This window comes from Microbacterium lacusdiani (assembly GCF_054779895.1).
On sequence record NZ_BAAGXJ010000014.1, the window covers coordinates 1 to 12,765 of the forward strand.

Genomic DNA, 12,765 nt, shown 5'->3' on the forward strand with positions numbered 1-12,765 from the left:
ATCGCGGCATAATCAGAAACAGCTGACCTCGCCGGTGTTGAGAAACTCCACCACACAGCGGGACGCCACCTGAAGTCCGGCCGCAAGCTCGTCGCATCCAAGTCGTTCGACACCAAGCGCGAGGCCCAGACGTGGGAGCGCAAGCAGAAGCACCTCATCGAGACGGGCCGGCCTCTTGCCCCCAAGCGGTCGTTCACGCTGCAAGAGCTGGTGACGATGTTCCTGGCCGCCCGCGAGGGCGGCAAACCCGCACACCGTCGATACCGACCGGAACAACCTCGCGGCGCTGCCGGACACGATGCTCGCCCGGCCGCTCGCCACGATCCAGGCCGACGATATCCGCGGCCACCTGCTCGCAGAGCTGCGCGGTGGGAAGAAGCCCTCGACGGTCGCGCGGGCCAAGACGACCCGCGCGATCCGCGTCCACTGGCTCTCCGAGATTCCGCTGCCCCAGCTCCATGTCGAGCGATCCCACTCGGACGGGTACGACGAGAAGGCTCCGAAGTCCTGGCGCGGCACCCGCCCGGTGCCGCTGTCCCCGCGCGCCCTGGCGATCTTCCGGCAGTACGCCGCCGGCAAGTCCGCCGACGACTACCTGTTCACTAACCAGCAGGGCGGGCAGCTCTCCGTCGGCGTTGCCCGCAAGTTCCCGCTCGGCTTCCGCCGCCACGCTCTCCGGCACTACGCCGCCTCGACCTGGCTGCGCCTCGGCACGCCCGTTCACGAGGTTGCCGAGTACCTGGGCGACGAGGCGCGCACCGTTCTGGCGGTCTACGCGCACGTCCTCGGAGAAGGCCAGCGCCGCGACCACATCCGCCGCCTCGCCGCCGCTGAGAGCTTCGGCGTCGATGGGGGTCACCTGGGGGTCACCCAGCGCGGCCCAGGCCTCGGACGCTGACCTCGACGCCTCCCGGCGAGCCGTAAGAAATGGGCCCTAGCCAGGGATTTTGGCGGAGACGGAGGGATTTGAACCCTCGGTCCCCATAAGGGGACTCCACCTTAGCAGGGTGGTGCACTAGGCCTGACTATGCGACGTCTCCTGGCCTTCGGGAGCTCCCGAAGGACCGCGCGCCCTCGCGGACGCAGTCCCTCCATAGTAGCCGCTCGCCGGACGAGGGCGAAAACGAGGGTCTCAGCCGATGGGGTTGGAGCAGCTGGTGTCCTCGGCGGTGCGGCCCGGGGCGGGCGCGGCCGTGGCGGTCGGAGTCTCGCTGACCTCGGGCGTCGGCGTCTCCGACTCCACCGGAGCCTCGGGCTGCGACGGGTCCGGCGAAGCGGCGACCTGCTCCTCCGGGATGACCGACTGGTTGGCCGAGATCAGGCCGAACAGCTGCGCAGCGGCGGCCTCGTCCGACACCACGCGGTTGCGGTCGAGCGGGTCCTCGAGCACCGGGTACTGCAGGAACTCGATGTCCGACAGCGGCACCGAGCTCGCCGCCATGGCGATCTGGACGAGCGTGATGGGGGTGAGCTGGGCGCTGGGGTCGACGTTGCTCACGGTCGTCCGCGCGAGGCTGAGAAGCGTGCCCGGGTTCGTGAGCGTCTCGGCGCTCATGAGCTTGCGCGCCAGCGAAGACATGTAGACCTGCTGGTTGCTGATGCGCGCGAGGTCGCCGCCGCCGACGCCGTGGCGCGAACGCAGGAAGGCGAGCGCCTGCTCTCCGACGAGCGTGTGGGTGCCCGGCTCGAGATAGAGCATGCCGGCCTCGACGTCGTTGATCGTCTGGTCGACGCAGACCTCCACACCGCCGAGCGCGTTCGTGATCTCGATCACGCCGTTCCACGTCACGGTCGCGGCGTAGTCGATCGCGAGCTCGGGGTCGTACTGCGTCGTGATGCTGTCGATCGACTTCGCGACGCACGCGAGGCCGCCGGCCGCGTAGGCCTCGTTGAGCATGCGGCGATCCGACGCGGGCGTGACCTCGCCGGTCTCCGAGTTGGTGCACTCCGGCATGGGGCCCATGAGGTCGCGGGGGAACGCCACGACCGAGACCTTGCGCGGCTCGGGCGAGATGTGCACGAGCAGGTTGACGTCGTTGAGGCCGGCCTCGAGCTGCCGCCCATCGTCGCCGTAGGCCGAGCGCTCGGTCGGGCAGCGGTCGCCGAACTTCTCGTGCGAGTCCCACTCGCAGATGTCGATGCCGGTGAGCAGCAGGTCGACGCCCTCGTCGTTCACGAGCTGGCCGATGTCGGGCGGCGAGGTGTCCTGGCCCTCGAGCTCCTGCGCGTCGGCCGCGAACGTGGCCGAGAAGTCCCAGGCGGCGTAGGCGGCGACGCCGACGCCGGCGACCAGCACGCACGCCATGGCGATGCCGAGCCAGCGCATCACGCGGCTGAGCAGGCTGGGCCGGGAGAGGTGACCGTGGCGCGCGATGGTGCGCCGGCCGGGGCGTCGCGGGGACGTCTCGCTCACTCGGGTGTTCCTCTCATCGCACCGCTGGGGCGCGGTGATCCTGCCGGCGGCTCCCCCGAGTGCTCGCACCCCGCCGCCGTCATTCCGCGGAGGGTGTGGGATTCGAACCCACGGGACATTGCTGCCCACTGGTTTTCAAGACCAGATCCTTCGGCCGCTCGGACAACCCTCCTGGAGCAGGGTCTCCCCTGCCGAACAGGCGTCGAGTCTATCCGACAGGCCTTCTCGTCATTGTGCCCGTGAGCTCTGGGCGGGCCCTGAACGGCGCACGGGCATCCGCTGTGGACGAGCGGATGCCGGGCGATCACGCGTCGACGCGCAGCAGATCCCGCATCAGCGCCACGAGCAGCGCGGTGCGCTCGGGGATCTCGCCGACCATCACGTGCTCGTGGTCCGCGTGCGAGCCGCCGCCCACGGCGCCGAGCCCGTCGAGCGTCGGCACGCCGATGCCGGCCGTGAAGTTGCCGTCGGAGGCACCGCCCACCACGACCGCCTCGGGCAGATGCAGCCCGAGCCGGTGCGACACCTCGAGCGCCCGCGCCCACACCCCCTCGGCCGAGGACCTCTCCATCGGGGGGCGGTTCACGCCGCCGTGCACGTGGATGACCGCGCCGGTGACGGGTGTCAGCGACCGGATGGCCTCGTCGACGCGGTGCTGCTCGGCGGCCGTGAAGGCGCGCGCGTCCACCTCGAACGAGGCGTGCGCCGCGACGGTGTTGGTCGTGGTGCCGGCCTTGGCGACCGTGGGGACGACCGAGGTGCCGGCCGCCGCATCGGCGATCGCAGTGACGGCGCCGATCTGGTGCGCCATCTCGACGGTCGCGTTGATGCCCTTCTCGGGCTCGAGCCCGGCGTGCGCGGCGCGGCCCGTGATGTCGATGCGGTAGCGCGACACGCCCTTGCGGCCGATCTTGAGCGCGCGGCCCTCGGCCGACTCGAGCACGAGCGACGCGACGCAGCCCAGCGCCTCCTGCTCGATCAGGTCGCGCGACGACGGCGATCCGATCTCCTCGTCGCCCGTCACGAGCAGCGTCACCGCCGCCTCGTCCATGTGCCCGAGCGCCGCGATGCCGTGCAGGCCCATCACCAGGCCCGCGATCATGTCGTAGCACCCGGGCCCGCGCATGACGCCGTCCTGGATCGAGAACGGGTGCGTCTCGATGGATCCGAGCGGCCACACCGTGTCGTGGTGCGCGAGCACGAGCACGCGCGGCGCCTCGGGGGCCGGCGATCCGATGTGCCAGCGCAGGTGGGTGAACCCGTCGATCACGAGACGCTCGGGCCCGAAGCCCAGGATGCGCGTGCCGATCGCCGAGACGAGATCGGCCGATCGCGCGATCGCCTCCCGGTCGCCGGTGGGCGACTCGCACAGGATGAGGTGCTCCATGTCGGTGAGCATCTGCGGCAGGCTGTCGCGCGCCCACTCCAGCAGCCCGTCGACCTCGGCGGGCGCCCGACGGGCGAGGGCGGTGTCGCGATCCGTCATGTGTCGCCTCTCCTCGGTGCGCGTCAGGGTGTCCTACCGACGATATCCGCCGCACGCCGGGCGCGTGAACCGGGGCGGCTCGCAGCGTCATGGAGCCAGGGCGGGAGTGGGAAGCTGGGGATATGCATCCGCCCGCCGACGTCGCCGCCGCGGCCCGCGCCCTCGCGGACGAGGCGCTCGCGCAGGCGGGCATCCTGCTCGAGGAGGCGCACGACGCCGCCGCGTGCCGAAGCGTGTCGGAGGTGCTCGGCCAGGTGTGGGGGCGCACGGGCGCCGAGATGCTCGACCCCGCGCTGCTGGTCGCGCTCGCCCACGCCGGCAACCCCGTCACGCTCGCCCTGCGCGAGGACGGGCCGGTCGGCGCCGCGATGGGCTTCTGCGGGCCGCCCGGCACGCCGTTCCACTCGCACATCGTGGGCCTGCTGCCCGAGGCCGCCGGCCGCGGGGCGGGCCGCGCGATCAAGCTCGCGCAGCGCGCGTGGTGCCTCGAGCGCGGGATCGACGCCATGACGTGGACGTTCGATCCGCTCGTCCGGCGCAACGCGCACTTCAACATCCGCACGCTCGGCGCGCGCCCGGTCGAGTACCTGCCGTCGCTCTACGGCGAGATGCGCGACGCGATCAACGCGGGCCAGGACTCCGACCGCATGCTCGTGCGCTGGGATCTGACGCGCACGCCGCCCGAGCGGGGCGGCGCGGTCGAGGTCGACGGGGCGCACGCGATCGCCGACGAGGGCGACGTCCCGTCCGCCTACGCGCGGCCGAGCGGCGACGGGCCCGCGCTCCTCGCCACGCCCACCGACATCGAGGCGCTGCGGCGCACGGATCCGGAGGCGGCCCGCCGCTGGCGCTCCGAGACCCGCGCCGCGTTCACCGACCTGCTCGCGACCGGATGGGGCGTCGACGGCTTCACCGACGCGGGGCAGTACGTGCTGCGCCGCGCCGACCAGCCCACGGAAGGAACCCCATGAAGCTCCGCGCCATCCGGCTGCACCACCTCGAGATGCCGCTCGTCGCGCCGTTCACCACGTCGTTCGGCACGCAGACCGTCAAGCACTGCTTCCTGGTCGAGGCGCAGCTCGAGACCGCCTCGGGCGAGCTCGTGACCGGATGGGGCGAGAACGTCGCGCTCGACCGGCCGATCTACTCCCCCGAGTACCTGGACGGCGCCGCCGACGTCATCGAGCGCTGGCTCGCTCCCCTGCTCGCCGCCGTGGACGACCTCACGGCCGAGACCGTGGCGCATCACCTGCGGCACATCGTGGGGCACCAGATGGCGAAGGCGTCAGTCGAGATGGCGGTGCTCGACGCGCAGCTGCGCGCCGAGGGCCGGTCGCTCGCGTCGTACCTCGGCGCGGTGCGCTCATCCGTGCCGTCGGGTGTCTCGGTGGGCATCCAGGACTCGGTCGACGCGACCGTGCGCGTGATCGGCGGATACATCGAGCAGGGCTATGCGCGCATCAAGCTCAAGATCCGGCCGGGCGCGGATGTCGCGCACGTCGCGGCCGTGCGGCGCGCGTTCGGCGACGACCTGCCCTTCCAGGTCGACGCGAACGCGGCCTACACGCTCGTCGACGCCGCGCACCTGCGCCGGCTCGACGAGTTCGGGCTGCTGCTGATCGAGCAGCCGCTCGGCGAGGCGGACATCCGGCAGCACGCGGAACTGGCGAGGCTGCTGCACATCCCGATCTGCCTCGACGAGTCGGTCGTGTCCGCCGAGGCGGCCGCCGACGCCATCGCGCTGCGCGCCGCCGCCGTCATCAACATCAAGCCGGGGCGCGTGGGCGGCTATCTCGAGGCGCGCCGCATCCACGACCTCGCCCGCGCGCACGGCATCGCGGTGTGGTGCGGCGGCATGCTCGAGACCGGCATCGGCCGGGCCGCCAACGCCGCGCTCGCGGCCATGCCCGGCTTCACGCTGCCCGGCGACATCTCCGGATCGGACCGCTTCTATGCCGAGGACATCGTCACCGAGCCGATCCGGATGCACGACGGCGTCGTCGACGTGCCCACCGGCCCCGGCTTCGGCGTCGAGATCGACCCCGACCGCCTCGAGCGCTTCCGCACCCGCCTGGTCGAGATCGCCCTCTGACGCGAGGGCCGCCTCAACGGTTTCGACTCGCTCCGCCCTCTCAACCAGCACGGGGGGAGAGTCCTCCCACAGGGTGGTTGAGCGAGCGCGCCAGCGCGAGTCGAAACCCAGGAAACGGGCCGCGCGAGTCAGCTCGGCGTCGCCGCCGTCTCGAGCAGCGTGTCGAGCGCCTGCGCGACGCCGCCGTCGTAGACCGTTCCCGTGAGGTCCGTCGACACGGCGATGACCTCATCCGGGGCCTGCCCCATCGCGAACGCGCGACCGCCGTGCCCCGACGCCCACTGGAACATCCCGATGTCGTTGCGGCCGTCGCCGATCACGACGACGTCCGCCGGGTCGATGCCCTCCCACTCGCGCACCTGTTCGAGCGCGGTGCTCTTGTCGACGCCCTGCGGAGCGATGTCGAGCCACGCGGTCCAGCCCACGGAGTACGACACGTGGTGCAGCCCGATCTGGTCGACGAGGCTGACGAACTCGTCCTCGGAGTGCTCGGGCGAGACGACCACGACGCGGGCGACCTGGCGGCCCTTCATGTCGTCGATCTCGACGTGCTTCGCAGTGTCGCGCTCGAGGCCCCAGTCGTCCACGTAATGCGTGTAGAGGCGCGATCCGTCGGCGAGCTCGACGAGGTACTTGGCGTCGGGCAGGTGCTTCTCGAGCAGCGTCAGCACCTCGGTCGGGTCGAACGTCTCGGTCGTGTGCCGCGCGTAGCCGGTCTCCTGCGTGGTGTCGCGCGACAGGATGGCCGCCCCGTTCGAGCACACGACGAACTCCGGCAGGATGCCGAGCGCGTGCAGGATGTACGACGTCGCCTCCCAGCTGCGCCCGGTCGCGATCGTCACGATGTGCCCGGCGTCGACCGTGCGGCGCACGGCCTCGTGCACGCGCGGGCTGAACGACTCGTCCTCGAGCAGCACCGTGCCGTCGAGGTCGAGCGCCACGAGCAGCCGGCGACCCGCCACGCGCTCGTCCGTCACGCGATCGGCTCCAGCACGTCGAGGCCGAGGTAGGGGCGGAGCGGCTCGGGCACGACGACCGAGCCGTCGGGGCGCTGGTGCGTCTCGAGCAGCGCGACGATCCAGCGCGTCGTGGCGAGCGTGCCGTTGAGGGTCGCGACGTGCTCGGTCTTCGCGGCGCCCTCAGGCCGGTGCCGGATGTCCAGGCGGCGCGCCTGGAACGTGGTGCAGTTCGAGGTCGACGTGAGCTCGCGGTACGCGCCCTGCGTCGGGACCCACGCCTCGGTGTCGTACTTGCGCGCGGCGCTCGAGCCGAGGTCGCCGGCGGCCGTGTCGATCACACGGTACGCGAGGCCGAGCGAGCGCAGCATCTCCTCCTCGAGGGCGAGCAGGCGCTCGTGCTCGGCGGCCGCGTCCTCCGGCGTCGTGTAGACGAACATCTCGAGCTTGTTGAACTGGTGCACGCGGATGATGCCGCGGGTGTCCTTGCCGTGCGAGCCGGCCTCGCGGCGGTAGCAGGTGGACCATCCGGCGTAGCGCAGCGGACCGTCCGACAGGTCGAGGATCTCGTCCTTGTGGTATCCGGCGAGCGCGACCTCGCTCGTGCCGACCAGGTACAGGTCGTCGGCCTCGAGGCGGTAGATCTCGTCGGCGTGCGCGCCGAGGAAGCCGGTGCCCGCCATGATGTCGGGGCGCACCAGCGTGGGGGTGATCATGGGCGTGAAGCCGGCCTCGAGCGCCTTGCTGAGCGCGTAGTTCATGAGCGCGATCTCGAGCCGCGCGCCGACACCCTTGAGGAAGTAGAACCGCGCGCCCGACACCTTCGCGCCGCGCTCCATGTCGATCGCGCCGAGCTTCTCGCCGAGGGCCAGGTGGTCGAGCGGGCCGTCGGGGAACTCGGCCGGGTCGAACGCCGGCACGTCGCCGACCTCGCGCAGCACGACGTAGTCGTCCTCGCCGCCGGCCGGAACGCCATCCAGCACGATGTTCTCGATCCGGGCGGCCGCCTCGGCGAACGCGGCCTCGGCCTCGGTCACGGCCTGCTGCGCGTCCTTGACGCGGTTCGCGAGGTCCTTCGCCTGCGCGACGAGCGCGGCCTTCTCGTCCTTGGGCGCCTTGGCGACCTGCTTGCCGAACGCGTTCTGCTCGGCGCGCAGCTCCTCGAACGCGGCGATGGCGGCGCGCCGCGCCTTCTCTGCCTCGACCGCGGCGGTCACGGTCTCGGGCGAGTGCCCGCGGGCCACCTGCGAGCGGGTCACGAGGTCGGGGTTGTCGCGGAGCAGAGCGGGATCGATCACCCGCCCAGTCTAGGTCTCGCGGACGCGGGAGCTCCCTCTCACCCGGTGCAGGGTGAACGACCCTCCTCCTCTGCCGGTTGAGCGAGCGAAGCGAGTCGAAACCCCCGAAGCCCGGTCACGGCATCCCCCGCCCACTACCGTCGAACCATGACGCCCTCTGCCGACGACGGGGCCGACCTCCGCCGCCGCATCCGCCGCGCGGTGCTGACGGTCGCGCTGCTGAACCTCGCCTACTTCTTCGTCGAGTTCGTCGTCGCGCTGCAGGCCCGCTCGGTGTCGCTGCTCGCGGACAGCGTCGACTTCCTCGAGGACACCTCGATCAACCTCCTGATCTTCATCGCACTCGGCTGGGCCCTCGCCCGTCGCGCCCTGATGGGCAAGGTCATGGCGGTGCTGATCCTGGCGCCGGCGGGGTTCGCGACGTGGGAGGCCGTGCAGCGCTTCCTCGCGCCCGAGGCTCCCAAGGTGCTGCCTGTGGTGCTCGCCTCGATCGGGGCGATCGTCGTGAACGGGCTGAGCGCCGTCCTGCTCGCCCGGGTCCGGCATCACGGCGGGTCCCTCAGCCGCGCCGCGTTCCTGTCCGCGCGCAACGACGTGCTCGTGAACGTCGCGATCATCGCGATGGCGGCGATCACGGCCTGGACGTCGTCCGGATGGCCCGACCTCATCCTGGGCTGCCTGATCATCCTTCTGGCGCTGCACTCCGCGTGGGAGGTCTGGGAGGTCAGCGAGGAGGAGCGCCTGGCCGCGAAGGTGCTCGCCGGCGAGGCGGTGGACTGATCCGCCTCCCTCCTCCTCTCTGTGCTGGTTGAGCGAGCCCCTCTGTGCTCGTTGAGCGAGCCCTCTGTGCTGGTTGAGCGAGCCGCTCTGTGCTGGTTGAGCGAGCGAAGCGAGTCGAAACCGACCGAACCTCCCCACAAGATCTCTTGCGACATTCGAACATTCGTTCTATACTGGCTTCATGGCCACCAACCCGTTCGACGAGCGCTGGGATCTCTCCGACGCGCAGCGCGAACAGGTGCTGACCATCAAGGCAGGCCTCGCGTACGTCGAGAGCGCGAAGGCAGGCCTGGCGGCGATGGAGGCGAGCCTCCACGCGCAGGCGTACGCGATCGCGCAGGACGTGATGTTCGCGATGCCGGGCACTCGCCCGTCGTCCTATCAGGTGCCGATCCGGTCGATGGCCGCGGATCTCGCGGCCGTCTCGCGCGTTCCCGACACGTCGGTGCGCGCGAAGATGGACGATGCCGCGGTCATGATCCAGCGCTTCCCGGCGACGTTCACGGCCCTCGCCGAGTCCCGGATCACGGCCGCTCAGGCCCGCGTCGTGTGCGGTGAGGGAGGCCGACTCGACGACGAACTCCGCGCCCGGTACGAGCAGATCGCCCTCCAGTTCACGGACACCACCGCAGGCAAGCTGCGACCGATCTGCCAGGCGATCGCCGAGCGGCTGCAGCCGCAGACGATCGAGGAGCGCCACGAGGAGGCCAACGAGCGCCGGGGGATGTGGGTGACGCCCGACCAGGACGGCATGGCGCTGGTCCAGCTGCTCGTCGACGCGGCACTCGCGGCCGGCATCGACGACCGGTCGAACGCGATCGCCCGCCAGGTGAAGGCCGGCGTCGGCGAAGGAGACGAGGATCCGCGCACGCTCGCGCAGATCCGGGCGGACGTCGTCACCGACATGCTCCTCACGGCGACGCCGACCGCGGCGGGTGAAGGTCTCGACGAGATCCGCGCGGCGGTCCACGTGACCGTGCCCGCCGAGGTGATCGCCGGGGCCGACGACCAGCCCGCGCACGCGACGCGCGTCGGCACCGTCGCCCCCGAGACCGCCCGCCGCCTGGCCGGCCGGGCCCACACCTGGGCGAGGCTCTTCCGCGACCCGCAGACCGGTGCTCTCACGGCCGTCGACACCTACACCCCCACGGCCGAGCAGCGCCGGTTCCTCACCGCGCGCGACGAGCACTGCCGCTTCCCCGGCTGCCGCCGCCCGATCCGCCGATGCGACATCGACCACACGGTGCCCTACAGCGAGGGCGGCGCCACCGACGTGGGCAACCTGGCCGCGCTCTGCCGAGCCCACCACGTGCTCAAGCACCACGGCCGCTGGGGCTGCCGCAACGACAACGGCGTCATGGTGTGGATCACCCCCACCGGCCAGGTGCTCCACGAACAGCCGCCACCCACGGTCCGCTTCGTCGCCACCGCCGCGGCGGACGGGGATCCCCCGTTCTGACGCAGGGCGCGATGGCGCCTACCCCGCGACGACGACGCAGCGGTAGCGCGCCCGCGTGAGCCCGACGTAGAGCAGGTCGAACCACGACAGTCCGTGCTCCCACGCGAACGCGATGCCCGCGTCGCCGACGTCGGTCAGGATGACCGCCTCGGCGTCGAGACCCTTGAACTTGCCGATGGATCCCCAGCGCACACGTCCATGCGCGTCGCCGTCCGCCGCGCCCACGAGCGGCCGCAGCTGAGCACGCAGCCACTTCTCGTCCTTCGTGAAGTTCTGCGCGGCGAGCAGACGGCCCACGAGCGAGTGCCGCTCGCCGAACGGGCTGAGGATCACGACGTCGTGCGCCTGATGATGCTCGAGCAGCTCGCGGAGGGAGCGGGCGAGCTCGGCGCCCGCGTTGTCGGTACCGACGGGGACGATCGACAGGGCGCCCGGGTCGTTCGTGACGAGGCGGTGGCTGGAGTATCCGAACCGGCGGCTGAGCAGCTCCTCGGCACCGGATGCGAGCGCCGCGACCTGGCGCACACCCTGGTCCACCGAGACGTGCATCAGCCCCGGGAAGTGCTCGCGCGCGACCGCGAACGGATCGACGTGCGTGGTCGACGGCCTCAGGATCTGCTGTCGCCGATCGCCGGCGAGCACCAGCTTCGCGTCATCCGCGACCAGTTCGTCGAGGAAGGCGAGGACGCCCGGCAGGCCCGCGACATCCTGGAACTCGTCGATGCACACGACGTCGTACGCGTGCCGGTCGGGCGCCGCGCGAAATGCCTCGATCGCGAGCTGCGGCAAGCGCTCGGTATACCAGGCGTTGTCGGCGTCGACCCGGTTGGCCTCGAGGCCCGCGATCCGCAGCATGAGCGCGTTCAGGCTCGTGGCGTGGATGGCCGCGTGGCGACCGAGACGCTCGCGCAGCGCGTCGGCCATCAGCTCGTTCCAGCATGCGGCGAGCACGCGCGCGCCCTGCCCCGCGTGGCGCTTCGCGGCGCTCATCACGAGGTGGCTCTTGCCGGTGCCCGCGGGGCCCTCGAAGTAGATCCGGTCGTTGCGGGCGACCGCGTCGAGGATGCGCGCCTGCGACTTCAGTAGTCGCTGCTCGTCGTCGAGCCGCTCGAGCTTGCGGTCGGCGAGCGTGCGCCCGCCCTCGAGGTCGCCGAGCAGGGCCCGCGCGATCGTCGAGACGTGATCGCCGGTCATCACGGCCGGGTCGTGCGCGACCCCGTCGACCGTGCGGTACCAGGCATCGTGCTCGGCGAGCACCTTCTCGATCAGCGCCTCCGGGCGGCGCAGGTCGTCGCGGAACGCGAGCTCCCACTCGAAGAACTGCATGTCGCCGTGCGTCTCGAACTGGTGGCGCCCGAGCGAGGTGAACCACACGAGCCGCGCGATCGGCTCGGATCCGACGAGGATCTCGCGCCGGGCCAGGAACCCGCGCAGGCTCCGGATCGCCCCGTCGACCTGATCGAACGGGCTCTTGCCCGGGTTCGGCACCCGGTCCAGCATCCACTCGCCGTCGCGGTACGAGACGTACTCGGGGCTCTTGGCCTCGATCACCACGATCCCGCGCCCGGGCACGAGGACGAGGAAATCGGCCTCTCCCTGGAACTGCGTGGCGTGCCGTCGCAGCTGCAGGCTGTGGATCACGATCCAGTCGTCATGCCCGCGGACCGAGGCGAACGCGTCGAACACCCGCCGCTCGGATCCGTTCGCGCCCTTGCGGGGGCGGGCGGGGATCATGTGGGGAGGCATGACTGAATTCTCGCGTCAAACTGCGCGCGCGGTTAACACTCAGCTATCGCTCGTCAACCGAAAGTATTTCGGAGACCTGGGAGATCCCAGATCCTGACGTACTCGTCGGCTACAAGAGGCCATACCTCCCTCAGACCAGCTCGTGATCGAGCGCGAGGACCAGCTGATCGGCGACGTCATGCTCCGGATCGAGGACGGCTGGGCGCAGGCCGAGGTCGCCGAGCAGGGCCGCGGCGTGCAGGCCGAGCTCGGGTGGACCCTCGACCCCGCCCACCAGGGGCGCGGCTACGCCACGGAGGCCTTGCGCGCCGTGATCGGCGCCTGCTTCACGCAGCTCGGGCTGCGCCGGGTCCACGCCGGGTGCCTCGCCGCGAACGAGCCGTCGTGGCGCGTCATGGAGCGGCTCGGCATGCGACGCGAGGAGCACAGCCGCAAGACGGGCCTGCACCGCTCGGGCGAGTGGATGGACGGCATGAACTACGGCCTGCTCGCCGAGGAGTGGCGCGGCTGAGCGCGTGCCGCCCGCATAGGCTGG

The 12,765-nt window shown here is 71.4% G+C and carries 11 protein-coding genes and 2 tRNA genes; 6 read left to right on the forward strand and 7 right to left on the reverse strand.

Annotation, left to right across the window (positions count from 1 at the left end):
• Positions 1 to 298: 298 nt before the first annotated feature.
• Positions 299 to 898, forward strand: a complete 600-nt coding sequence (locus tag ACYVGN_RS09005; RefSeq protein WP_460790234.1) for a hypothetical protein — start codon at positions 299 to 301, stop codon at positions 896 to 898.
• A gap of 50 nt (positions 899 to 948) precedes the next feature.
• Here ACYVGN_RS09005 and ACYVGN_RS09010 read toward each other — a convergent pair.
• The 4 genes from ACYVGN_RS09010 to ACYVGN_RS09025 all read right to left on the reverse strand — a co-directional run bounded on the left by ACYVGN_RS09010 (position 949) and on the right by ACYVGN_RS09025 (position 3,899).
• Positions 949 to 1,040, reverse strand: a tRNA-Ser gene (locus ACYVGN_RS09010).
• Between the two features lie 92 nt (positions 1,041 to 1,132).
• Positions 1,133 to 2,413: an LCP family protein gene (locus tag ACYVGN_RS09015; protein WP_460790236.1), complete on the reverse strand. Its 1,281-nt coding sequence runs from the start codon at positions 2,411 to 2,413 to the stop codon at positions 1,133 to 1,135.
• A gap of 87 nt (positions 2,414 to 2,500) precedes the next feature.
• Positions 2,501 to 2,585: transfer RNA gene (locus ACYVGN_RS09020), tRNA-Ser, on the reverse strand.
• 132 nt (positions 2,586 to 2,717) lie between these two features.
• The gene (locus ACYVGN_RS09025; protein ID WP_460790238.1) at positions 2,718 to 3,899 is read right to left on the reverse strand and encodes a M20 family metallopeptidase; all 1,182 of its coding nucleotides are present in this window, start codon (positions 3,897 to 3,899) and stop codon (positions 2,718 to 2,720) included.
• A 122-nt stretch (positions 3,900 to 4,021) separates the two neighbouring features.
• On the opposite strand from ACYVGN_RS09025, the gene ACYVGN_RS09030 reads away from it, so the two are divergent.
• Positions 4,022 to 4,870, forward strand: coding sequence for a hypothetical protein (locus tag ACYVGN_RS09030; RefSeq protein WP_460790240.1), 849 nt, complete (start codon positions 4,022 to 4,024; stop codon positions 4,868 to 4,870).
• Positions 4,867 to 5,991, forward strand: a complete 1,125-nt coding sequence (gene menC, locus ACYVGN_RS09035) for an o-succinylbenzoate synthase (RefSeq protein WP_460790242.1) — start codon at positions 4,867 to 4,869, stop codon at positions 5,989 to 5,991. The genes ACYVGN_RS09030 and menC overlap by 4 nt, the downstream gene beginning before the upstream one ends.
• 128 nt (positions 5,992 to 6,119) lie before the next feature.
• On the opposite strand, the gene ACYVGN_RS09040 is transcribed toward menC, so the two are convergent.
• Together ACYVGN_RS09040 and serS are read right to left on the reverse strand one after the other, a co-directional pair.
• Positions 6,120 to 6,968: an HAD-IIB family hydrolase gene (locus ACYVGN_RS09040; protein ID WP_460790243.1), complete on the reverse strand. Its 849-nt coding sequence runs from the start codon at positions 6,966 to 6,968 to the stop codon at positions 6,120 to 6,122.
• Positions 6,965 to 8,245, reverse strand: a complete 1,281-nt coding sequence (gene serS, locus ACYVGN_RS09045; RefSeq protein ID WP_460790245.1) for a serine--tRNA ligase — start codon at positions 8,243 to 8,245, stop codon at positions 6,965 to 6,967. The genes ACYVGN_RS09040 and serS overlap by 4 nt, the downstream gene beginning before the upstream one ends.
• Before the next feature lie 147 nt (positions 8,246 to 8,392).
• On the opposite strand from serS, the gene ACYVGN_RS09050 reads away from it, so the two are divergent.
• The gene (locus ACYVGN_RS09050) at positions 8,393 to 9,025 is read left to right on the forward strand and encodes a cation transporter (protein ID WP_460790247.1); all 633 of its coding nucleotides are present in this window, start codon (positions 8,393 to 8,395) and stop codon (positions 9,023 to 9,025) included.
• A 181-nt stretch (positions 9,026 to 9,206) separates the two neighbouring features.
• Positions 9,207 to 10,484, forward strand: coding sequence for an HNH endonuclease signature motif containing protein (locus ACYVGN_RS09055; protein ID WP_460790249.1), 1,278 nt, complete (start codon positions 9,207 to 9,209; stop codon positions 10,482 to 10,484).
• 18 nt (positions 10,485 to 10,502) lie between these two features.
• Here the strand turns inward: ACYVGN_RS09055 and ACYVGN_RS09060 are convergent, their stop codons facing one another.
• Positions 10,503 to 12,230 carry a nuclease-related domain-containing DEAD/DEAH box helicase gene (locus ACYVGN_RS09060; protein ID WP_460790250.1) on the reverse strand — a complete coding sequence of 576 codons (1,728 nt, stop codon included), beginning with the start codon at positions 12,228 to 12,230 and terminating at the stop codon, positions 10,503 to 10,505.
• A 121-nt stretch (positions 12,231 to 12,351) separates the two neighbouring features.
• Here ACYVGN_RS09060 and ACYVGN_RS09065 point away from each other — a divergent pair, with 121 nt between their 5' ends.
• Entirely contained in the window at positions 12,352 to 12,741 is a 390-nt protein-coding gene (locus ACYVGN_RS09065) for a GNAT family N-acetyltransferase (protein WP_460790284.1), read from the forward strand.
• Positions 12,742 to 12,765 lie beyond the last annotated feature (24 nt).

Bases quoted from the DNA above. Each gene is read 5' to 3' on its own strand.
- ACYVGN_RS09025 (WP_460790238.1), bottom strand. From the start codon at position 3,899: ATGACGGATCGCGACACCGCCCTCGCCCGTCGGGCGCCCGCCGAGGTC.
- ACYVGN_RS09030 (WP_460790240.1), top strand. From the start codon at position 4,022: ATGCATCCGCCCGCCGACGTCGCCGCCGCGGCCCGCGCCCTCGCGGAC.
- ACYVGN_RS09055 (WP_460790249.1), top strand. From the start codon at position 9,207: ATGGCCACCAACCCGTTCGACGAGCGCTGGGATCTCTCCGACGCGCAG.
- ACYVGN_RS09050 (WP_460790247.1), top strand. From the start codon at position 8,393: ATGACGCCCTCTGCCGACGACGGGGCCGACCTCCGCCGCCGCATCCGC.
- ACYVGN_RS09060 (WP_460790250.1), bottom strand. From the start codon at position 12,230: ATGCCTCCCCACATGATCCCCGCCCGCCCCCGCAAGGGCGCGAACGGA.
- menC (WP_460790242.1), top strand. From the start codon at position 4,867: ATGAAGCTCCGCGCCATCCGGCTGCACCACCTCGAGATGCCGCTCGTC.
- ACYVGN_RS09005 (WP_460790234.1), top strand. From the start codon at position 299: ATGCTCGCCCGGCCGCTCGCCACGATCCAGGCCGACGATATCCGCGGC.